The organism is Pseudoalteromonas umbrosa (assembly GCF_030125375.1).
In the GTDB taxonomy this organism is placed as follows: Bacteria; Pseudomonadota; Gammaproteobacteria; order Enterobacterales; family Alteromonadaceae; genus Pseudoalteromonas; species Pseudoalteromonas umbrosa.
The window spans coordinates 994,614-1,018,016 of the sequence record NZ_JASJUU010000001.1; the positions used below are offsets into that span (position 1 = coordinate 994,614).

Consider the following 23,403-nt stretch of genomic DNA (forward strand, 5'->3'; position numbering starts at 1 on the left):
AACATACCGCTTGGATCAACAATATATGACGCCGTTAGTCGATACGCTAAAACAACTCAGATATCTCATCGCCCATTTAGATGATGAAACCTTGCAAAGTGAATACCCCGCAATGGCAGAGTTTTTAAATAATAATCGACTTGAAGAAAATGTATGTTTGGACGAGTTAAAGTTTCTTTATCAATTCTTATACGTTTATGGACGCAAATCAGAGGCCACATTCAACCGCTTTAGAAATGAGATAGAGCGTTTTCATCTTTGGAGCTGGCTCATTCAAGAAAAATCTGTATTTGAACTTAAACGTGATGACATAGAAGCATATGTTGATTTTGTTGTCGAGCCAGATAAAGCTTGGCTTGCAGACTCTGTTCAGTGGCGGTTTAAAAATCATCAAGGCACTCGACAAGTTAACCCTAATTGGCGCCCTTTTGTTTTTAAAGAAAACGGCGTGAGCCAACAAACGCTCGCCTCCATGTTCACAGCGCTTAATGTCTTCTATAAATTTGCGATTTTAGAGGAAAAAGCATTCGCCAATTTTGTGCCTGTTGTTAAAAAGAACTGTCCTTATTTGGTCGTACAGTCACAAATTAAGCTCCCTGATACACTAAGTGATCTGCAATGGGAGTATGTTTTTGGTGTAACTAAAGACTTGTGTGAGCAAAATCCAAAACTTGAAAGAAACCTGTTCACCTTAGCGTGCCTAAAAGGGCTTTATCTGCGTATATCAGAGCTATCTGAGCGCCCGCAATGGTCTCCTGTAATGAGTCATTTCTGGCAAGATCAGGATGGTTTTTGGTTTTTAAGAATTATGGGTAAAGGTAATAAGCTCCGCGATGTCACATTGAGTGATGACTTTGTTGAATACCTTAAACGATATAGGCAGTCGCGCGGTTTGACCTCACTTCCTCGTGTTGATGAACCGCATCCAATTATTCATAAACTGCGTGGACAAGGCGGGATGAATGTTCGCCAATTAAGACGTATCGTTCAAGAAAGCTTTGACTTGGCCATTGATAAGTTGAAACAAGATGGTTTTAGTGAAGAATCTGAAAACCTAGAAGCCGCGACCAGTCATTGGTTAAGGCACACAGGTGCCACTCATGATGCTCAGACAAGACCGTTAAAGCACTTATCTGAAGATCTTGGGCATTCTAAAATTGCGACAACTGACCAGATTTATATCCAAACAAATATAAAAGAGCGAGCAAAGTCCGGCGTTAAGCGAAAGTTGTAAACTCAAGTGTTTTACCCAGGCTGTGCATAACTTTATGTACAGCTGTTAGGTGCCCATATACTCAACCCTCAGTCTAAAACCTATTCATTCCTTTGATAAAATTAGACCTTAAGTAATACGAATTTATTTTAAATATCTTTATGGCACATATAAGTATGATGTGTTCTTGATGGTGTGTTTTTAAGGGCCATGGCGGCCCTTTGTATTATCTTTTGAATCTTACCACAAGCTCATGCATATCTTTAGCAACACGCGTTAACTCTTCACTAATCTCTTGGCTTTCTTGTGAGCTAATAACACTTGAATTGGCCAGAGAAGCAATATTAACGACTTGTTTATTAATATCCTCAGAAACGGTTGCTTGTTCTTCTACAGCTGCAGCGATTTGCATACTGTTCACGCTCATCGTTTCAATCAAAGTATAAATATGCTCAATTTTTTGTGTTGAAGCATTCAACTTCTCAATACCTAGTTGAGATTCAGTCTCACCGCGCTGTGCAATCACTTCTGACTCTTGAGTACTTTGCGTTAATTCATCGATAATTGCATGGATCTCTTTAGTAGACTCTTGAGTACGCTGTGCTAGATGTCTAACTTCATCTGCTACCACAGCAAATCCTCTACCCTGCTCTCCTGCTCGCGCCGCCTCAATGGCAGCATTTAAAGCTAGTAGGTTGGTTTGCTCAGCAATTTGCTCAATAATTTGTGCCGCATCTGCGATCTTGCTAGTTTGACGCGCTACACCTAACACAGAGTCTTTTATGTCAATTACAGTTGAACCAAGACTTTCGATTGATGCTTTAGTCTCTTCAGAGCTTTTAGCGCCTTCTTTTGCAAGTTCAAGGGCGTCGGCTGCATCCGCTGAGGTGGATTGCACGTTTTGCGAAACTTCATGGATAGTCGTGGCCATCTCATTCATGGCCGTCGCGACCAACTCCGTTTCTTGTTGCTGCTGAGTAAGTTTCTCAGTAGTTGAACGACTTTTACCTGTTGTTTGTTCAGCACCGGAGGTAACTTGATTTGACGCATGTTCAATTCGAGTGATTACCGTGTCTAAATGCGCGTGCTCACTTAATAGCTTTACGTGCAATTCAGCCATTTTACCTTGCCAAGGTGAATACACCTGTTTAGATACATCATCACAAAAACTGTGTTTTAAGACTTGGTTAATTCTTTCAAGTTGCTCATTATCACGATAACGATTGTATCCAAAGATCGCGACACTATTGAGCATAAGCCACGCAAATGCGCTTGCTTCAGAGCCAAATGCATATAAGGCGAGTGAACTTGCAAATGCAGCCACAGGCCAAATGGTTCGTAATCTTGGTAACTTAATTGCTGATTTAGAGCCACTTTGAATCGAGCGATACAAAGCCTCAGCTCTTGCAATGTTTTCACGACTAGGGCATGTTCTAACCGATTCATAACCAATGACTTGTCCGTTTTCTGTCATTGGAGTGACATAGGCATCTACCCAATAAAAATCACCATTTTTACAACGGTTTTTGACCATCCCCATCCAAGGCTTGCCCGCTTTTAACTGCATCCACATGGTTTTAAATGCAAGCTCAGGCATATCTGGATGTCTAACTAGATTATGAGGTTGGCCAATTAATTCTTCTTTTGAGTAGCCACTTATATTTATAAAGTGCTCATTACAGTCAGTGATTGTACCTTTCAAATCAGTAACTGAAATGAGCTTATCTTCTGGTGCAAATCGCTGTTCACGATTTGTAACTGGTTGATTAACTCGCATTTAACTTAAAACTCTCTGCAAATTACGCATAAACTCGACGCTGGATAGAGGAACATACGACTTATACATGACATAAGCAACCTATTTTCACTCTATTACTACAATTTTAAGACGTATTGACATGATTTAAATTAAAAACACCGGAGTTAGATCCAAATAAGCGTGTTTTACGTATACGCTTTACTGTAAAATACTACCCGTTTAAAAATGCCACCAAGGAGTGCTAAGTGTCCAGATTTTCGGCAATTACTGACAACCCTCATGAGAACCGTTTCAACAGCAAAGTTGGCGTACTCGTCACCAATTTGGGAAGCCCTGATGCAGCAACTACACAAGCCCTTCGAGTTTATCTTAGAGAATTTCTATCAGACCCTCGTATTGTAGAAATTCCACGTATTATTTGGATGATGATACTGCATGGTGTCATACTTAGGATCAGACCGAGTAGATCCGCCAAAGCATATGAAAGCATTTGGACCGAGCAAGGCTCACCACTTATCGATATCACAAAGAAACAATGCCATAAACTACGTGAATATTTAAAAAAGCAAAACCATAATGATGTTGAAGTGGTAATGGCGATGCGTTATGGCAACCCATCTATTGAGGCCGGTTTAGAAGAGTTACGTCAAAAAGGCATCACTAAAATTGTTGTGCTACCACTTTACCCTCAATACTCGAGTGCAACGACCGGCTCAACATTTGATGCAGTCTCTCGTGTATTAACTAAATGGCGCTGGGTTCCTGAACTTCACTTTATCAATGGATATCACGGCAACGAAAAATACATCGAATCTCTAAGTAACTCTGTTCAAGAGTATTTAGATCACAATCCATCACCTGACAAGATCTTGTTTTCATACCACGGTACACCTAAAAAGTTTTTGACTAATGGCGACCCGTACCATTGTTTTTGTCATTTAACGACAAATGCCGTTGTAGCTAAACTAGGCTTAGACAAAGACAAAGTAATGACCACTTTTCAAAGCCGATTTGGTCGTGAAGAATGGCTCAAGCCGTATACAGATTTTACACTCAAGGAGCTTGCTCAATCAGGCACGAAACACATTGCCATCTTAAGCCCTGCATTTAGTGCAGATTGTTTAGAAACGCTGGAAGAGCTAGAGGAAGAAAATAGAGAGTATTTTATTGAAGCTGGCGGTAAACGATATGACTACATCCCTGCACTCAATGATAGAGATGACCACATTGAGGCCTTTTACGACATTTTAAAACCACATATTTAACATTCAAATTTAAGGCTATAGAGAGCTCGATAACTTGGCTCTCTTCATCACGCACTTCAGAGTAATTTGATTACAGTGTAGCCTTAGATACATAAGCAACAGTTTGACATTAAAAACCCAGTCAAAACATAGTTTTAACTGGGTAGTTTATCGAATTTAGTGTTTTATACTCTATTTGAAGTAAAATTCAATAAATCAAAGCCGATGGAACCTTCACCGTTAAATTCCTCTAAAAGATGAATGCAAGCTCCGATAGGCCTCGCAGGACTGTAGTAATACCCTTGAATGTGGTCACAACCGAGCTCATTCAATACATCTAGCTGTGCGTTACTCTCAACTCCCTCTGCGATTACTTTAATACCTAATTGCTTAGCCATTTCAATCAAGCAAGAAATCATGATTTGCTTGCTTTTATCTTGTAGTAAGCTGTCGACAAAAGATTTATCAATTTTTAAGTAGTCTACTTGGTTTTCAATCAAATGGCTAAGTGATGAGTAGCCTGTGCAAAAATCATCTAGCGCAATTTTAACTCCTTTAGCTCTAAGTTCTGCAAGTAACTTCCATGTGTAATGATTAGTAGCCATCGACTCTGTTACCTCAACAGTTAAGCTCTTGAAAGGAATGTTTGCATGTTCGATGGCTTCTGAAATTAAATCAAACTGATTGTTACTCACCTTAAATTCATTCACTGACCTATTCACAGATATACTCACGTCACTAAAGCCCAATGAATGTATTCTATTTAAATCCTGACAAGCTTTTTTAAGTACAAAGTGCCCTATTTGCTGGATTAGACCAAACTCTTCTGCAATAGGTATAAATGAACCAGGAGAGATCATGCCTTGCTCATCATCAAACCAACGAACTAATGCTTCGAACTTAACAATTTTTCCAGTTGATTGATCAACAATTGGCTGATAATAAACATCAAGCAACTCATGCTTGACCGCATTTCTTAGTTTATCTCTTAGTGCGATTTTATTGAGGTAAGCGTTTTGGATATCTTGGTTATGAAGTGCAATATTGCCTCGGTTAGTCTTTTTAGCGCTTTCTAATGCGTGCGCTGCGTTACGAATAAACTTCGCTGCTGTTATGCGTTTTCGATAGTCTAACTGAGCGACACCTATACTTGCGGTCAACTCTATCGCTAATTCATTAAACACATATGGCTGCTTTAGTTTTTCACAAAGTTTCGAAGCGATATCATATGCGCTTTGCTGATTTGTTGCGTCAAGCAAGATTGCAAACTCATCACCGCCATATCGTGCGATTGTATCTGCTCGCCTCAAGCCATTTTTTAAACGTCTCGAAACAGAAATAAGTACTTTATCGCCAATCTCAGGGCCATAAATATCATTTACTTCTTTAAAATGGTCAAGACCGATAAACAAGAGAGAACACGGCTGCAATGTACTGCGATTTTCTGAGATACGAGACTCTAAAATATCCATAAAGCAACGGCGATTGATCAGTGCTGTGAGCGGTTCATGGTTTGCATAAAATGTTAGCTGAGCTTCGTTACGTTTCCAGTCGGTAATGTCACGGAATATAGCTACATAATTTACAATTTCATCGTCTTCGTCTCTGACAATATTAAGTGTTAATTCTTCAGGGAAAATTTGACCATTTTTCCTCCGGTTATAAATCTCTCCTTTCCATGTGCCTTCTTTACTCAACTCAGCCCACATTCTTTTGTAGAACTCAGCACCGTGTTTACCTGAAGACAAAACAGATGGGTTTCTGCCTAAAAGCTCTGTATCGGAGTAGCCAGTTAAACGTTCAAAAGCCCTGTTTACCATAACAATATTGTTTTTATGATCTGTTATCATTATTGCTTCTGTGGCGTGTTCAAATACCACATTGGTCAGCTCAAGCTGTTTGTTCAGCGCGTAAATATATGAAATATCCTGCACAGAAGCGCAAAAAATACGTTCGTCTTCTTGCTCATCAGATCTCTCAATATGCCCTATTACTCTAAATAACCCTTTGAACTGACTTCTTTCTCGGTGAGAAACGTTTATATCAATATGGTTTATCTGCCCATTTCTGAGCTTTTGCATCAGCACTCTAAGTGCTTTCTGGTCTTTGCTTTTTAAGCTCTCGCAAAAGATTTCGAAATCAACATCTTGATCTGGAGCGTTTATGAGAGTTTGCATCTCTTGGCTGAAGTTATGAATATTCCTGCTAATGTTCCAAGACCAAGAGCTAAGCCTCGCAATACGCTCCCCTTTAGCAAGTTGTTTAACTAAAATTTCCTGTGAAGCAAGCTCTAAATTATGATTAAGTTCAGCGCCCACCAGCAAACTCAGCTCTCTAAACCAATGTTTGTCGTCGCTGGTAATTTCTATTTTTTCATCAAATAAACAGACCATAATACCAATTGGTTTATGGTTCAACGCTCTAAGCGTCACGCCGAGGTAACCGTCGATATCAAATATTTTTAAAATCTCATCTTCAGCATACATTTGCTGTAAATTACAGCTAATAGAGCAGACACTTTGGCTGTCTTTAGCGTCTTTACAAGGCGTCCCTTCAAGATCATAAATGATATAATTGGACTTTTCTCCATTGACAGAATACGCCACGGTTTTTACTCGCGTATCTGAGTCAATGAATTTACCTATTAAACAATGAGCGGGTTGAAACTTATCGTAAATCAAATTTAGTGCCAATTCGTAACGAGCTTCGCTGCTTGGCAAATTATAAAAGGTACTGAATGATAGCGTCATCGTTTAACAATCTTTTAATAATTATAGTTATTAATATGAACCGGAATTAATACAAGTTAGCAATAATAGATAATTGATATTTTAAGATATGAAGATAGATCAATAAAATATCAATAACAAGATTAGTAAATATATATTCAACAATATTTCAACCTTTCAATATCCACTTTACCAAAAATAGATACAAACATATTGTTTTTTAAATAAGAATGCCAATTAAAACGCAAAAAAAAAGCCGTCTTAATTAGACGGCTTTTAATTAATAAAAATTAAATTTATTCAATAATTGGTTGTACATCTAGACCATAACCAAAGCTCACTGCAAGTATCAGGACAATTGATGCTGCGAGTAATAGCTTACCAATCAAAGGTAAACAGAATCTAAACCAATGAGTATAAGGAACACCAGCCATACCAAGAATACCCATCAATACTGCATTTGTTGGAATAATCATATTCGAGAAACCATCACCAAATTGATACGCTAACACCGCAACTTGACGAGGTACACCAACCAAATCACCCACTGGTACCATCAGCGGCATCGTTACATATGCTTGACCAGAACCCGAAGGAATAAATGTATTTAAGAAAGTTTGAATGACTAACATACCCACTGCTGAAATTTCCGCAGCAACATGAGATAAAGGCGAAGACAAACTGTAAACCAGAGTATGAAGGATTTGGCCATCTTCAAGAATTAGTGCGATACCACGCGCAACACCAATTAATACAGCAGTAGTTACAAGCTCAGATACACCATCGATAAAACGCTCGGCAGTCTCGTCAGCCGACAATTTTCCAATAACCGCTATCACAACACCCCAAGCAACGAATAAGCCACCTAGTTCGTAAAGGTACCAACCCTTAGTAGCAATACCCCATACAGCAATACATAGAGTAATAATAAAACTAAATAAAACAGCTTGATGACGCCCGTTTAATTTAGGGTAGTTTGGCTTAGCTTGACCCTCAAGAGGACAAGGCACACCAATCATCATTGATTTGCTGGGGTCATTCGATACTTTCTTCGCGTAACTCCACACATGGTGAAAACCAATTAATACGAAAGGCACAAAGATGGCAAGTCTAAGTTCAATACCGGAATAAACGGGGATGTCTGCAATTTGCTGTGCAATAAGAACGGTAAATGGGTTAAACGCTGAAACACCATAGCCAATGCCGTAACCAGCCACAATCATGCCGACAGCCGTCATAGCGTCTAATTTCATTGCCTTACATAGCGCAACTAAAATCAGCACAAATGGAATGTACTCACCTGCGGTTCCGATTGTGCTTGATGCCAAGGCGAAGCAAAAAACCACCATAAAAATAAGGCGTTGAGGCTTAGTACCATGCTTTTCTAATAAACGACCAATCAATGCATCAACGGTACCTGTTGCACGAGCTATACTCAGTACACCACCTACGATTAATACGAAGAAAATAACGTCTTGCGCTTGTGCAAATGCTTTAGGAATGGCAGTAAGAAGATCCCAAGGAGTCAGAAACTCTTTTTGTTCAACGAGTTGATAAGTACCAGCGACAACCATTTGCCTGCCGCTTTCAGTTACGCTTGTTTCAAAAAAGCCCTGAGGTACCACCCATGTGGCTAATAGGGCAACCACCATCATGCCAAGTAACAGCACGAGCGTATGTGGTACTTTCAAAGTCTGTCCCATTTACTACTCCAAATCAATAATATTGTAATTTGGCGCGCATATTACCCACATTTAAGACAAAGATCATTGTCTAAGCTAAAAGTTTGTAAATGATTAGCTGTTTTATGTACAAAAAGACCATTTAGGCAGCTTCTAAACAACAACTTTTATTCCTTCCGCTTTGCTTCGCTTGGTATAGTGCTTTGTCAGCCATTTCAATTACCTTATCTATTGGCATAGAATTGTTTGGCCACTGAGACACACCAATAGAGACAGTTATTCTGATCCCATTAGGCATAGTGTGTTTTGAAATTAGCGTTCTTAATCTCTCTGCAGCTTCCATTGCTTGAGTAATGGGTTGAGAAGGCATTAAGACTAAAAACTCTTCACCGCCTATTCGACAACAAAAATCATCTGCTCTTGCATTTTGAATCATTAACTTTGCCAACTCTTTGAGAACTTTATCACCTGTGCAATGTCCGTAACTATCATTAATAGATTTAAAGTGGTCAATATCAATCGCCAATACACAAAAGCCAACTTTAGAGTTCGTTGTATTTTCAAGCCAAAGATCCAATGACAGTCTATTGTGTAAAGACGTGAGCTTGTCAGTTTTTCTATCAGTATCAAGTGATTTAATCACCTGCCTAATCGCACGGTGACTCTGTAATAAAGCACATTTTAGGTTTGCAACCTCATAATACCATGCACTCACTCCTACTCCTGATATGCGCTGTTTTTCAGTTACAGTTAGTTGCTTTGCCAATACAGCTAATGGTCTAGCAATTAGAACCCCAACAACAAAAATCCACCCAAGAATCACAATGGTAAAAGGTATACTGGTATAAACGACTGATTTATGAGTAGTTGCAAGATGATTTAAAATTGAAATCAGCGGCCTCTGACTAACAACCCCCCACCCAGTCATTGGAATAGCAGCAAACCCAGCTATCATCTGATTATTACTACTATTGACCAATTCCATCGCCCCTGTTTGACCATTCAAAACACGGTCAATAACAATGTTGTTGGATACTTTCTCTCCAATTCTATCTGGGTCAGGGTGATACAAAATACGCTGTGTTTTATCTACAACATAAGAATATGAGCCATCTGCATAATGATGTCTTCCTAACAATCGATTAAGAATGGTATCACCATGCAGATAAATACCCCCAGCAACAAAGCCAAGATAGTGTCCCCGGCTATCAAAAAGGGGATAAGTTGGGCTTATCATCAAATTGCCAGCTGGCGATACAAAAGGGTCAAGAACAATAGGTTTTTGCAACATTACTTTTTCGAGTTGCTTTGAAGAAATTGAATGCCCTAATACCGGCAGTTCAGGATGAACTGCTATTATTTGCCCTGCCCGACTCACCACTACCAATGAATCAAAACTGTTCGTTTGCGACAATAAACGCTCTAGCTCAGCATTGATAAGGGTTTTATCATCAATATTCTTGGCAATATGGAATGCACTGACATTTAGCTGACTATTAACTGATTGCAAGAAAAGCTGTGTGACCTCTGCAAGCTTTATTGCGTAAGTTTGATTAGCGTGCAGAGTATCTTTAATAAACGCTTCTCTATGTACATGATAACTAGCAATAAGGGTATTCAAGAGCGATAGTACGACACCACAAGTCGCTAAAGCCAATATGAGTTTTTTTAAATCGATTCTAAAAATGTACCTGATCACCCGTAGTAAATTTTTTTTAGCCATATCCAATCATATGTTTTCCCTGCTCTACCTGTATTTTAAAACCCTAATACAGGTAAAAAATTAACCTAGGTCAAGAAGCAAATCATTAATACAACTTTAATATTAATCCTTTAGTTTGAGTGGCTTTATTGTGAAGTAATAGAAACCAAAATCTATTTCTGTTGATAACAGCGACTTAGGTAAACAAGCTAAATAAAACGTTCCAAAAGCATGGTTTGTGTTCGATTTTGACTTTATAATGTCGCCTTACATTTAGCTTAGGTTTATTTAATGGGTAAAAAGAGAAAATCCAACCCCTTAGTTACACACTTCACCATTGCGGCTATTGCACTCGCTTTTTTGTGGTTAATAACAGAGGATAAGGATGTATTAGTGCTCGGCAATTCTTTAATATTGGTGTATGTTGTTTACGCACTCGCTTCCAGGTTTGTTGCAATGAAGAAAAAAAGCAAACATTCTTCGAAGTAACGAAAAGAAGGAAGTAAACAAAAATAACAAGGAAACCTATGAAACAGCTCTGCGCCATTCCCTTCGTTTTTTTAACCGCTTGCACACTTACCAAACCAATTGAGCAGTCGACATATCAATTATGTGAACAAACGTTATACCAATATACTAAAATTAGAGATAAAGGCACGACTGAGCAATATATTGGTTTATTTACTGAAAACGCAACCTTTAATGTAGAAAGACTGAATATTTCCTTGTCCGGCCATCATGCACTTGCTTCAAGGTTTGAATCAGCCAGGAAAACAAAAAAATCGATCCACCTTATGACCAGCAGCAGGCTCTACTTAGACAAAAACTCAAACCTTAACGCAAACTCCAATTTTATCCTTTACTTAAGAAACAAAAATAATGAGGGTGATACAACCGTCATAGCAGGTCGCTACCTTGATAAACTCTCAGTGACAGAGAGCGCCTGTAAATTCAGCCACCGTGAAGTACTTGTGGATAGAATAGACACACTTTAACGACATGTTTTTTTCACATTACTTCTAAAATAGCAATTTTAGGCTACATTCTATTAAGCTATTGGATCTCATATTCAACATCAGCTAGAAACGGACATAGGTACCAGTGAAGATACAAGGATTTGACAGGTTGTTAGATGCAATAGCACACCCGTTTAATATAACCTTGTAGGCATTGCTATGAACATTTATAAACCATTCCAAGGATTATGCTTGGGTTTGGCATTATTATCGTTGTCAGGCTGTTTAGATAATGATGATGACGATCCAGTGACTAATCCTACCCCAGTAGACCAAAGCACTAGCGTGACTGTTACTCCCTCCCTAGGTTTAATAAAGAATGCTGATGTACAACTACTAACATTGGCAGACAAGCAAGTAGTAGAAGGCGCAACTGGTTCTACTGGTGAAACAGGTACAGCCACAATAACGGTGCCAAGCGGCACGACAGGGCCTTTTATTGTTGAAGTTAAACCCACTGGTGAATCTGAATATTTTGATGAATCTAAAGGGCAGTTTTTACCTTTACCTACAGCAACGACCTTACGCGCCGTCATGGCCACTCTTCAAGAGCAAGTCGGTGTTACTACATTGACTGAGATCGCAGCCAATTCAATTATTTCAGCCAACGTCGTTGACGCAAGCTCAGTAAACGCCGTAAATGAACAAATTAAAAATGCACTAGCGCCAGCGCTTGACAACATACTACAAGCGCCACAGTTAATCTCAGAGAATGTCGAAGGGTCAATAAATAATGACCAAGCTGGTATCTATGCCACAACTCTAGCTGGGTTAGCTAAATTAGGTTCAAGTCAAGATAACCCTGCAATTGCAATTTTAAACAGTCTTAAAGCCGATTTTCTAGATAATGTTTTAGATGGCAAAGTCGGAGACAAAGCATTCGAAAATCCAATATACAATGCAGATACTTTTGTCGCAGATTTGTCGTCGCAGATAAGTGCTTACGCAAATAGCTTTGGAGTATCTGAACTATCAGCCGATGTGAACGGTATATTTTCGCTCGACGAAATCAAGAAGTCTCTAGAAGGTTTAGAAGAAATACTGAAAGACCTTAACTTGGATGATTTATCTTTTGACTTTGTACCTGGTGGCCTTTTACCTGGTGGCGACGATGATGACGATCAAGATAATGATAATGACGATCAAGGTAATGATGACACAGTGCCTACCCTAACTATTACAGGCACCTCAACGACTGCAGGTATATCCGTTAATATTCCGGAGCTTAAAATTGAAAATGCACCTGCGCCAAACCCAGAAGATTTGGACGCAATAGAGAAGGACATTAAAGCGCAAATCGAATCGCAAGGCATTACTGTTTCAAATTTTTCATTCCAGTTAGTCAGTGCAGATGAAAGTAAGGTTGTTGTAAGTGTACAATATACAATATCTACACAGGGTGTTACTTCTACTTCTGATCTAACCTACACTTGGACACCTGGTTATTCTAATGATGGAGATAACGATTCAGACGATAGTTCAAGTATGTTACCTGATGCATTAAAAGGAAAATCATTCACACTCACTTTCACGATGAGTGAAAGCGGATCATCATACAGCGATGGACAAGTTGTCGAATTTACTTTCTCTAGCTCTGGTGCCTTATTTATAGACCCTGATCCAGAATCAACTGACAATTCTGATATTCAACTTAATGAATTTGAAAAAGTTGATACAAATTATATCTACACAGACGAGCAAAATGGATATAAATATACAGTAGCACTCCTTAACGAAAAGTTTCATGAAGTTAATCTAAATACTTTAGAAGGAGTCTTTTTGGGACAATTTACAGAAAAGTCAACGGATGGCCAAATAGAAAACTTTGAATTAATAACCAATTTTGCTAACACATACGCAGTATCTGGCACAGGACATAGTCGAGGTACAGTTATTATTGAATCTAACGGCACAATAGATTTTGATACAAGTGTCAGTTTTGATAAATCTATGATAGTTGCGGTTTTCGACAGACGTAGAGGGGCTGATGGCACAGTATTAGAAGAACCGAGAATTCAAGTCAATTACGGTGCTGATGATGACGGTCCAGTCATTATGCTTTTCCTTAATGAAGACTTAGCGTCTATCAAGATGTTTAGATACCGTCATATAAATGAAGATATGCAGGTTGATGTGACGGTAGTGTCATCAACAGGCGGTTCAGGTGGCTAATATTAATCAATAAACAAGTTGGAGGGCAAAAAGCTGTAATACATTTTGCCCTCTGAAATATCAACAGTACCAGATAAAAAACTTTCTGATTTCTCAAAACGTTCACCTCAAACTTCTACCTAGCTTCTTACACTAAACGACAACTGAAAATAACAATGAGGTTCCCTTACTAACTTTCAAAAACACCACAAAATTAAAGTAGGTTAGAAATAGTACAGAAGAATCAATTAAAATTTACATTTTTCAATTTGAACCTGAATTCAAATATATGACAACAACGAAAAATAAATATCACACCCCAAATAAGCCATTGTAAATATTGATAAAAAACATTAAAACTTGAATGATTCGATACATTGTTACACTCATGTGGGCACTTTTGTCAAGACGCGAAAGTGTCAATTGTCTGAAATATATTTGCGGTGAAAAATCTATTTCTGTGATACATTCGTATATTGAAAAAACACTCTGGGTTTGATGACGTGAAGTGGCTAGATTCTAATTTGGGTGCGGAATCTAAACACAGATTTTTGTATGATATAAACCACTTCAAGTCATGATAAATTGTAAACTTTTCCGCGGTTAGAGCTATGCGATGACCGCTTCATATTTTGGTGTCGAGTATTATTTATGTCGTATTCTACGTTTAACAGAAAACATAATGACCAACTAAAAGAGCCAATGTTCTTTGGCCAATCTGTTAATGTATCTCGCTATGATCAGCAGAAATATCCAATTTTTGAGAAGCTAATTGAAAAGCAACTTTCGTTCTTTTGGCGACCAGAAGAAGTCGATGTAAGTAAAGACAGGTTAGACTTTCAGGCGCTGCCTGAGCATGAGAAACACATCTTTTTGAGCAACTTAAAATATCAAACGTTACTAGACAGTGTTCAGGGTCGCTCACCTAATGTTGCGTTATTACCAATAGTATCAATTCCTGAGTTGGAAACATGGATTGAGACTTGGGCATTTAGCGAAACGATACACAGTCGTTCATATACTCATATCATCAGAAATGTAACTAAACAGCCAGAAGTAATATTTGATGATATCGTAGAAAATGAAAAGATCAGTGAACGTGCAGACTCAGTTACTAAATACTACGACGAGTTGATAGAAAAAGTATCTATCTACAACATGTATGGTGAAGGCAAACACCAAATCAACGGCGAAACAGTTCACATCAACTTGTTTGAACTTAAAAAGTTGCTTTACCTATGTATTATGTCAGTGAATATTCTTGAGGCTATTCGCTTCTACGTTAGTTTTGCGTGCTCCTTTGCATTTGCTGAACGTGAACTTATGGAAGGTAATGCCAAAATCATCAAGTTAATCGCACGTGATGAAGCGCTTCACTTATCTGGTACGCAGCATATTCTAAATATCATGCAAGAAGGTAAAGACGACCCTGAAATGTCAATCGTTGCAGCTCAATGTGAGCAAGAAGCGATTAAGATGTTTGTCGAAGCGGCTGAGCAAGAAAAAGAATGGGCAGAATATTTGTTTAAAGACGGTTCTATGATCGGATTAAACAAAGACATATTGTGCCAATACGTCGAGTATATTACAAACGTACGTATGACTGCTGTAGGTCTACCTGCTCAGTTTGAGAGTAAAAGTAACCCAATTCCTTGGATCAATGCTTGGTTAGTATCTGATAACGTTCAGGTTGCACCGCAAGAAGCAGAGATAAGTTCATATCTAGTAGGTCAAATCGATGCAGAAGTCAGTGCTTCAGACTTTGGTGATTTCGACCTGTAATGGAAGAAAGACCAGAACTGAAGATTTCAATTGAAGACCATGATGAGCCGCTTAAATTTGCGGCTCAGTCACCTTCTCTACTATGCACTTTAGAACAAAACAACATCGACATCCCTTATCAATGCCGTGAAGGCTATTGTGGAGCGTGCCGAGCCAAACTCGTTGACGGTGAAGTTATTTACAACCAAGAGCCATTGGCATTTGTAAGGGATGGAGAGGTTTTACTGTGTTGCTCGAAGCCAATAACAGATGTTGTCATCAAGCTAACTTAATCGAACAACATCACTTTGGAAATAATCGTCGCCATTACTGATACTGATGGCGCCGTCTTCAATAATCACATCCCAATGCAAGCTGCGTGTTAGTGCTTCCACCAGCTCATCAATAAAACGCGATTCAATTGCAAAAATTTTTAGGTTGTTAAAAGCAATAAGATGAGGTTTTAACTCATCAAACCATTGTTCGTTATGAGTGTTAAAAATAATAATTTTACTATAAAGGCGCGCGTACTTCTGTAGTTCACTCAAATCTGGACACTCTACAAAAAGCGCATTTTCTATTTCACCATTTTCGAGTTCGTGCCAAACGTCTGGGTGGTGCTTTTCTCTACTATTTAACCATCGAACCTCACTTTTGTATGACAAAGCACAGTAAGCAATCAGCTTAAGTACAAAATGTTGCAGCGTCTCCGCTTTTTGAAGTGCAGCCGTAAAAGTCTCAAGGTGATTAGCTTGATGAAACAAATCAGCAATTTTCAATCTTACTTTGAAGACAAATGGCCCTGTCATCGTTACGTCCAGTGAACATTTTATTATTTTAAATATAGGAACAGACAAGCATAATTCAAATATAAAGTTATAGTATAACATCATTGTTTTATATGTTTTGCAGTGTTATATTATTACACGTTCACAATCACATACAGAAAAGAAGTATAATGTTTAAACAATCTTTGATTTCTCTGAGTGTCAGCGCAGTAATGCTGTCAACGTCAGCTTATGCTGGTGAGTTAAGCGGTAAAGTAGTTGATAACAACAATCTCCCTATTAGCAATGCGAATGTTCACCTACACGGTAAGTCTCAAACCATTAAAACAGATGATAATGGTAACTTTACTATTGCGGTAGATGCAGCGTCTGAGCTTCACGTTTCAAAAAACAACTTTATCGATCAACGTTTAGACGTAAACCCTGATTCTCCTTTTGTTACTGTTACACTTACACCAAGCTCTATTGAAAGCATTGTCGTATATGCTTCAGCGCTTCACAAAAGTAATATGGAGATGGCATCACCTGTAACAGTATTAAGCGGTGATAAATTAAAGAATTCAGCAAAACCAACTCTTGGTGAGACACTAAAAGACCTTCCAGGTATCAATGCAAGCTACTTTGGCCCAGTATCTTCAAGCCCAATCATTCGTGGCTTAGATGGTCCTCGTGTTAAGATCACACAAAATGGATTGGATAGCAGTGATGCATCTCGCATCGGCCCTGACCACGCTAACACCAATGACGCATTAAGTGCAGAACAAATTGAAGTACTTCGTGGCCCTGCTACCCTACTCTATGGGTCTGGCGCAATCGGCGGTGTTGTAAACGTTGTTGATAACCGTATTCCAACAGATGTTGTTGAAGCGCCTCAAGGTGCTATTGATTACAGCCATGATACAAATTCAAATACCAATACAGTCGCAGCACTATTTGAAGCTGGCCATAACGGCTTCAACTTCCACTTTGATGGCGTTAAGCGTAAAGGCGGTGACTATGAAACTCCAAGCTTTAAGTTACCTGGAGATCATGACGAGCATCACGAAGATGAGCATGATCACGACCATGAAGAACATGGCCATGACGAGCATGAAGGTGAGGAGCACGCAGCTGAATACGCAGAAAAAGTAGATAATACGTTTATTGACTCTGAAGTATTTAACGTTGGCACAAGCTATGTCACTGACCATATGACTGTAGGCTTCTCGTACGGTAGCATAGAGACAGATTATGGTATCCCTGCACACAGTCATGACCACGGACATGATCACGGGCACGACCACGATGAGCATGATCATGATGAACATGGTCACGACGAGCACAGTCATGATGAGCACGACCACGACGACCATGGTGATGAAGATGCACATGGTCATGACGAAGAAAACCACAATGTGTTTGCACGCGTCAAGCAAGATCGTTGGCAAGCATTGTTTAACTATGCCCTTCATAACAACTGGCTTGAGTCAATCCAAGTGCGCGCTGGTTACACAGATTATGAGCATGCTGAAATCGAAGCAGGTATGGTTGGCACAGTATTCAAAAATGAAACTACTGAACTAAGAACTAACTTCGAACACCGTATCGGTGAGTGGCATGGTATTTTTGGTTACCACTATTCTGACAGCGACTATGAAGCAGAAGGTGCAGAAGCATTTACGCCAGCAACTAACACAACGACACATGCGTTTTACGTATTAGAAGAGCGTGAGTTTGGTGATTTTACTTTAGAGTTAGGTGCGCGTGTTGAAAACTATGAGCTATCTAGCCGCATCACAGAAACACATATTGGCCATGAAGATGATCATGACGAGCATGGTCACGATGAGCACGATCATGACCATGACCACGGCCATGAAGAGACACTAGTTAAAACGACTCAAATTTCAGATTATACACTTGAAATGACGAATGTCAGCGCATCTGTAGGTGGTGTTTATACCTATGCGCCAGGTCACAATGTCGCTGTAAGTTTATCACGTTCAGAGCGTGCACCACTTACTGCTGAGCTGCTATCTAATGGTCTGCACATTGCAACAAGCACGTATGAACTAGGTCTTGGCTATCACATCGAAGGCACAGAAATTCATTTTGAACCAACAGACATCGAGAAAGAAACTGCGACTAACTTAGACATTAGTTTCCGTCGTTTCATTGGTGACTTCGGTTACACTGTAAACTTCTTCTATAACGATATTGCAGATTTCTACTATCAAGAAAAAACGAACTACTTCTTCACCTCTGAACACGGATTAGAGGTTGCAGATCATGAGCACGAAGGTGCACGTGATGTTTATCAGTTCGTTAGCCAAGATGCAGAATTATATGGCTTAGAATTCGACGTTCATTACCAAATTAACGACGTCAACCGCGTTAAAATCTTTGGTGACCATCTACGTGCTAAGCTAGATAATAGCCAAAACCTACCGCGTATTCCTAGCAACAAGCTTGGTATAAATTATGGATATGAGAATGGTCCTTTCTCAGCGGATATGACAATTACCCGTTACCTAGAACAAGACGAAATTACATCGTATGAGACAGTCACCAAGGGTTACACACTTGTGGATGCAAGCATGAGCTACGATTTTGCAGTTCAAGGTATCGATATGGTTGGTTACCTAAATTTAGAAAACTTGACGGACGAACTAGGCTTTGTGCATAGCTCATTCATCAAGGATCAAGCGCCTCTGCCTGGGCGCAATGTTAAGCTTGGGGTCAGAGCTTACTTCTAACCAGTTCCTTTCTTTTATAGAGACCCAAAATGCTGTCCTTCGGGGCAGCATTTTTATTTTAAAGGTTTTCCTTTTCTTTTGACTCTTCATTCTTCTTTTCATAAACCTGTGCTACCTTGCCCATACCAGCAACACGCGTTCTGGGATTTATTTGCGTTGGTCTTCCCAACAATAAGTTATTAGGGTAAATCACAACTTCTCTATCTTCAGTAATAAATTGAGTGTTAAAAACACCGATGTCTGCAATATATCCCTCGATGTAATTATCACCGTCAATCACTCTTATAAAATTGCCCCGCCTGTATGCGCTGTGAAATAACAATACAAAATATGCTGTGATATTGCTCAGTACGGACCAGTTAGCGAATAATGCCACACCTGTCACAGTTAAAATTGAAGTAGAAACCAGCATCATACCGCTGATGTCTACCCCCCAAACCACTAGCAATACCGCAGCGACCACAATGCCACTTAAAAATCGAACGGTTAAATAGGCTTTTTTCAGAGCATCATTTTTGAATCCGCCTTCATCTACGCTTTTATCAATTTTAGGAAACAGCTTTCGCGTCAGTACTACGTAAAACAGCACAACAATGAAGGACCAAAATACGGGCACACCTTGTTGTTGTAACCAAAGTACTGCTGTATCTAGGATAGCGCTTTCTGTCATTTTTTACTCTCTTTTATCAGTAACTTATGTATTTCATCTACTTTTTGGTTAAGCCGCATGATCTCAAGCTCTGACTTTAGGTTAACCTCATAACTTTTGCTAAATGCCAATCTATCTTTCGATGTTTGCCTGTTCTGCGACATCATAATGATCGGAGCCTGAACAGCTGCAAGCGTTGACAACACGAGATTCAGCAAAATAAAAGGGTATGGGTCAAATGCCTCTTCCTGTGTCAGCCACACCGTATTTAGCACGACCCAAAATATCATAATTGACACAAATATAATGATAAAACGCCAAGAACCGCCAAATTCAGCCACTTTATCAGCCATGCGCTGACCAAAGGTCAGTTCATCATGAAAGCTTTCATTGATGTTTGCGACAATAACTTCTTGCGAAGAAATACTGTCGACAACACTTTTTTCAACAGGGCCTAACTCATCGCCTTCAGAACCTAAAGACGCTTTTGCAAATGTCTCAATTTTGTCACTTTTCATAATTACACCTCGCTCGACATAACAAATGTTTGTGATACATCAACATAAAATAAACCGCTTAACGCTTGCCTACCTAGCAACATCAAGTATGTCATATCAGCTCTATTGGTCAGCGTTACCTCTATATCCCATTCAAAATCTCCCATCTGAGCACGCGTCTTGATCACATAACGCTGCTCACTCATGCCATTTGATGACTTTACCTTTCTTACATCATGAAGTGGCGCACTACATCGGATCACTTTATCTACATTGTGCATCTCTGGATGAATATCAAACTCAACGCCGGGCTTGCCTTGTACTGACACTTGCTTAATATTATCAACATGCAGTGATGAGGTTTGCGCACCGGTATCAACCCTTACGGGCAAAGATGAAATACCAAACGCTGGTAAGTTAATCGCTTCAATATGCCCAATAATCATTTTATCTTTCATAATAACTGCTCACTTGATTCTGTATTGACAACTAACTCTTGCTCAACATGTTCAATCTTTTTCAATACCTGCTGACTAGACCCTGAAAAAAATGCAATATGAAACATTGCTTCACCCTCTTGTACTAACGGAATATTTTGCTTTCCAATGATCACGCCATCTTTCATTGCGACAACTTGCCCTAAAGTCTTGCCATAATGATTGCCAATATCGGCCAATACATCGCCCATTTTTACCTGATCGCCAAGGTTGAAATAATTGGCTACAATCCCACTAGCACTGGCTCTGATCCAACTGCTGTTGTCAGCAATAAAACTAGACGTTTTCTTGGCACTTGCTCCCCTAGAATGCATCATTTTCAAGTAGCGCAAGACATTAACGATGCCTTTTATACCCATGCGTATAGAAAGCTCATCAAACCGTAATGCTTCACCAGCCTCATATACGAGTACTCTGGTATCACATGTTGCAGCAGCTTCACGAAGCGACCCCTCTAAAATTTCAGAGTTTAGCACCACTGGAGCACCAAACGACTTTGCCAGCTCAAGCGTTACCTCATCCGCTAAATTGGCGCGAATTTGCGGCAGGTTTGATCTATGGATCGCCCCTGTATGTAAATCAATCCCGTAGTCACAATGCGCCACGACTTCTTTTAAAAACGTATTAGCGAGCCTTGCAGCCAATGAGCCTTTATCAGACCCTGGAAAGCTCCGATTTAAGTCTCGTCTATCTGGCATGTAACGAGACTGGTTCACCACACCATATACATTCACAATTGGCACCGCTATTAACGTCCCTTTTGTTATTTTGAAGTTTTTTAGAGTAAGTAATCGTCGGATTATCTCAATGCCATTCAACTCATCACCATGTACTGCTGCACTGACAAAAACTGTCGGTCCCGGTTTTTTGGCTCTCACAATGTGCACAGGTAAATGAACATCAGCATCTGTGTAGAGTTTCGCAACGGGTATATCAACCTGACACGTTTGACCCAGCAAGATGTCTTTACCACCAATGGTTATTACTGACATACGTTTACAGTCCTATTTGATTAACCTTTACCACGAGTACGCGTTGAATTTGGCTTTGCATTTTTTTCGATAAACTCAACCAACTTACCAGCAACATCTAACCCCGTTGCGCTTTCAATACCCTCCAAACCGGGAGATGAATTCACTTCCATGACCATAGGCCCATTATTAGAGCGCAGTAAATCTACACCGCAAAAGTTCAGCCCCATCACTTTTGCTGCATTCACAGCAGTTTCACGCTCGTCTTTAGTAAGCTTTACAATTTCTGCTGTACCACCACGATGCAAATTTGAGCGAAACTCCCCTTCTGCACCTTGGCGCTTCATTGCAGCGACGACACGGCCGCCGATCACTAAGCACCTGATATCTGCTCCACCAGCTTCTTTAACAAACTCTTGCACAAGTATGTTTGCTTTAAGTCCCATGAAAGCCTCAATAATACTTTCGGCCGCTTTTGCCGTATCAGCCAACACAACCCCTATTCCCTGAGTTCCCTCAAGTAGCTTAATAACAAGCGGTGCGCCACCAACATTCTTAATCAAGTCTTTGATGTTATCGGGCTTGCTAGCAAACCCCGTCCTAGGTAGCCCAATGCCTTTGCGAGATAAAAGCTGCAAAGAGCGTAATTTATCTCTAGAACGACTGATTGCGACAGACTCATTGACATTAAATGTCCCCATCATTTCAAACTGTCTTGCAACGGCCGTCCCGTAGTAAGTAATTGATGCACCAATGCGTGGCACAATTGCATCGTACTTAGGTAACTCCTCACCATGGTAACGGACCGCAGGCCTACTACTTGTGATATCCATATAGCAATGCAAGGTATCTATTACATCCACTTCATGGCCTCTTTCTAAACAAGCCTCTTTTAAACGGCGCGTTGAATACAAGCTTTCACTACGAGATAAAATTGCAATTTTCATTTTTATAATTTCACTGTGTCTTTGTGTTTGATGACGCAAATGTAAGTCAGCTTTATTGAAAAGAAAAACGAAATAAAATTCATTGTTTGATAAAATATTTTTATTAAACTAAGCTATCCTTTTGGCTTATTAAAGACCTTTTATATGAAAATAGAGCTTCTCACTACATTCTTAGAAGTTAGCCAAACATTGCACTTTAGAGCTTCTGCAGACAACCTTTACATAACACAGGCAGCAATTAGCAGCCGAATCAAATTACTGGAACAAGAACTGGGTGTATTACTATTCGATAGAAGTCAAAAGCGCCTAAAGCTTACACCTGAAGGACATCGACTTGTCAAACACGCCAATGAGATGATGATCATGTGGCAAAAATTAAAGCAAGATGTCGGTGTAAGTGAAGGTAATGTAAGTCAGCTATTTGTTGGGTCCATGATGTCGATTTGGGACATTGTTTTACAAGATTGGCTACAAAAAATTGATAGGAACTTAGATGATGTTCAACTTCATATTCAAAATTACTCTCCTTTGGAATTAAGAAAGCAGCTGCTAGCTAGGTTAATAGACATCGCGTTCATATTCGAGCCACCTTACATTGAAGAGATCGTCACCGAAAAAGTAAGTACAGTACCGTTACAACTAGTATCAACCCAGCAAGATTTAGAGGTAGACCAAATCGAAAGCATAATCCAAGTTGATTATGGCGAGGCTGTGAATAGTCAATTTGTCCGTGATTTTTGCGACAACACGACGATTAAGCACACCATGAGCCAGCCAAGAATCGCGTTAAACTTCATCACCGAAGCAGGTGGTACGGCTTATCTACCAAAACAAATGTGCTTTGATTTGATCCGCAAGAAAAAACTTTTTTTGGTCGAACAAGCCCCTACTTATACCAGAGAAATATTTGCTATGTACTTGGCAAAAAGTAATAAGACAGAACTTATCAAAGACTCTTTGATGCTTTTTCCATATTTACGTAATTAACCGCTATCAGATTGATAAATTTTATTTATCATCTGAACTTGTCATATAAATTTATTTTTCTAGAAAGAAAAAATT

General features: G+C 39.4%; 18 protein-coding genes. 8 read left to right on the forward strand and 10 right to left on the reverse strand.

Annotation, left to right across the window (positions count from 1 at the left end; translation table 11 throughout):
- Positions 1 to 25 precede the first annotated feature (25 nt).
- Entirely contained in the window at positions 26 to 1,234 is a 1,209-nt protein-coding gene (locus QNM16_RS04340; RefSeq protein WP_284019360.1) for a tyrosine-type recombinase/integrase, read from the forward strand.
- Positions 1,235 to 1,439: 205 nt separating this feature from the next.
- On the opposite strand, the gene QNM16_RS04345 is transcribed toward QNM16_RS04340, so the two are convergent.
- A complete protein-coding gene (locus QNM16_RS04345; protein ID WP_284019361.1) occupies positions 1,440 to 2,990 on the reverse strand; it encodes a methyl-accepting chemotaxis protein in 1,551 nt (516 codons plus the stop codon).
- Positions 2,991 to 3,217: 227 nt separating this feature from the next.
- On the opposite strand from QNM16_RS04345, the gene hemH reads away from it, so the two are divergent.
- Positions 3,218 to 4,237, forward strand: coding sequence for a ferrochelatase (gene hemH, locus QNM16_RS04350; protein ID WP_284019362.1), 1,020 nt, complete (start codon positions 3,218 to 3,220; stop codon positions 4,235 to 4,237).
- Between the two features lie 164 nt (positions 4,238 to 4,401).
- On the opposite strand, the gene QNM16_RS04355 is transcribed toward hemH, so the two are convergent.
- The 3 genes from QNM16_RS04355 to QNM16_RS04365 all read right to left on the reverse strand — a co-directional run bounded on the left by QNM16_RS04355 (position 4,402) and on the right by QNM16_RS04365 (position 10,350).
- Positions 4,402 to 6,966 (reverse strand): putative bifunctional diguanylate cyclase/phosphodiesterase, encoded by a 2,565-nt coding sequence (locus QNM16_RS04355; protein WP_284019363.1) that lies wholly within the window; start codon positions 6,964 to 6,966, stop codon positions 4,402 to 4,404.
- A gap of 275 nt (positions 6,967 to 7,241) precedes the next feature.
- Positions 7,242 to 8,648, reverse strand: coding sequence for a YfcC family protein (locus QNM16_RS04360; RefSeq protein WP_284019364.1), 1,407 nt, complete (start codon positions 8,646 to 8,648; stop codon positions 7,242 to 7,244).
- Between the two features lie 121 nt (positions 8,649 to 8,769).
- Positions 8,770 to 10,350: a sensor domain-containing diguanylate cyclase gene (locus tag QNM16_RS04365; protein WP_284019365.1), complete on the reverse strand. Its 1,581-nt coding sequence runs from the start codon at positions 10,348 to 10,350 to the stop codon at positions 8,770 to 8,772.
- A 506-nt stretch (positions 10,351 to 10,856) separates the two neighbouring features.
- On the opposite strand from QNM16_RS04365, the gene QNM16_RS04370 reads away from it, so the two are divergent.
- The 4 genes from QNM16_RS04370 to yfaE all read left to right on the forward strand — a co-directional run bounded on the left by QNM16_RS04370 (position 10,857) and on the right by yfaE (position 15,550).
- Positions 10,857 to 11,324: a nuclear transport factor 2 family protein gene (locus tag QNM16_RS04370; RefSeq protein ID WP_284019366.1), complete on the forward strand. Its 468-nt coding sequence runs from the start codon at positions 10,857 to 10,859 to the stop codon at positions 11,322 to 11,324.
- A 180-nt stretch (positions 11,325 to 11,504) separates the two neighbouring features.
- The gene (locus QNM16_RS04375; protein WP_284019367.1) at positions 11,505 to 13,517 is read left to right on the forward strand and encodes a hypothetical protein; all 2,013 of its coding nucleotides are present in this window, start codon (positions 11,505 to 11,507) and stop codon (positions 13,515 to 13,517) included.
- 630 nt (positions 13,518 to 14,147) lie between these two features.
- Positions 14,148 to 15,278, forward strand: a complete 1,131-nt coding sequence (gene nrdB / locus QNM16_RS04380; RefSeq protein ID WP_039610058.1) for a class Ia ribonucleoside-diphosphate reductase subunit beta — start codon at positions 14,148 to 14,150, stop codon at positions 15,276 to 15,278.
- A complete protein-coding gene (gene yfaE, locus QNM16_RS04385) occupies positions 15,278 to 15,550 on the forward strand; it encodes a class I ribonucleotide reductase maintenance protein YfaE (protein WP_284019368.1) in 273 nt (90 codons plus the stop codon). Before nrdB ends, yfaE begins: the two co-directional genes overlap by 1 nt.
- Here the strand turns inward: yfaE and QNM16_RS04390 are convergent.
- Positions 15,542 to 16,066 carry a YaeQ family protein gene (locus QNM16_RS04390; protein ID WP_284019369.1) on the reverse strand — a complete coding sequence of 175 codons (525 nt, stop codon included), beginning with the start codon at positions 16,064 to 16,066 and terminating at the stop codon, positions 15,542 to 15,544. The two genes, yfaE and QNM16_RS04390, sit on opposite strands and share 9 nt — an antisense overlap.
- 149 nt (positions 16,067 to 16,215) lie before the next feature.
- On the opposite strand from QNM16_RS04390, the gene QNM16_RS04395 reads away from it, so the two are divergent.
- On the forward strand, positions 16,216 to 18,780 hold the full coding sequence (locus QNM16_RS04395) for a TonB-dependent receptor (RefSeq protein ID WP_284019370.1): 2,565 nt from the start codon (positions 16,216 to 16,218) through the stop codon (positions 18,778 to 18,780).
- A gap of 58 nt (positions 18,781 to 18,838) precedes the next feature.
- Here the strand turns inward: QNM16_RS04395 and QNM16_RS04400 are convergent, their stop codons facing one another.
- From QNM16_RS04400 to rimK, 5 genes are read right to left on the reverse strand one after another with little or no spacing between them, the layout of a single operon-like run.
- On the reverse strand, positions 18,839 to 19,450 hold the full coding sequence (locus QNM16_RS04400; RefSeq protein ID WP_284019371.1) for a mechanosensitive ion channel domain-containing protein: 612 nt from the start codon (positions 19,448 to 19,450) through the stop codon (positions 18,839 to 18,841).
- Positions 19,447 to 19,947, reverse strand: a complete 501-nt coding sequence (locus tag QNM16_RS04405) for a DUF1003 domain-containing protein (protein ID WP_284019372.1) — start codon at positions 19,945 to 19,947, stop codon at positions 19,447 to 19,449. Before QNM16_RS04405 ends, QNM16_RS04400 begins: the two co-directional genes overlap by 4 nt.
- A gap of 2 nt (positions 19,948 to 19,949) precedes the next feature.
- Positions 19,950 to 20,384, reverse strand: a complete 435-nt coding sequence (locus tag QNM16_RS04410; protein WP_284019373.1) for an ATP-dependent zinc protease family protein — start codon at positions 20,382 to 20,384, stop codon at positions 19,950 to 19,952.
- The gene (locus tag QNM16_RS04415) at positions 20,381 to 21,415 is read right to left on the reverse strand and encodes a succinylglutamate desuccinylase/aspartoacylase family protein (RefSeq protein WP_284019374.1); all 1,035 of its coding nucleotides are present in this window, start codon (positions 21,413 to 21,415) and stop codon (positions 20,381 to 20,383) included. The genes QNM16_RS04410 and QNM16_RS04415 overlap by 4 nt, the downstream gene beginning before the upstream one ends.
- A gap of 20 nt (positions 21,416 to 21,435) precedes the next feature.
- Positions 21,436 to 22,341, reverse strand: coding sequence for a 30S ribosomal protein S6--L-glutamate ligase (rimK, locus tag QNM16_RS04420; RefSeq protein ID WP_284019375.1), 906 nt, complete (start codon positions 22,339 to 22,341; stop codon positions 21,436 to 21,438).
- Between the two features lie 144 nt (positions 22,342 to 22,485).
- Here rimK and QNM16_RS04425 point away from each other — a divergent pair, with 144 nt between their 5' ends.
- Positions 22,486 to 23,328 carry a LysR family transcriptional regulator gene (locus QNM16_RS04425; RefSeq protein WP_284019376.1) on the forward strand — a complete coding sequence of 281 codons (843 nt, stop codon included), beginning with the start codon at positions 22,486 to 22,488 and terminating at the stop codon, positions 23,326 to 23,328.
- Positions 23,329 to 23,403 lie beyond the last annotated feature (75 nt).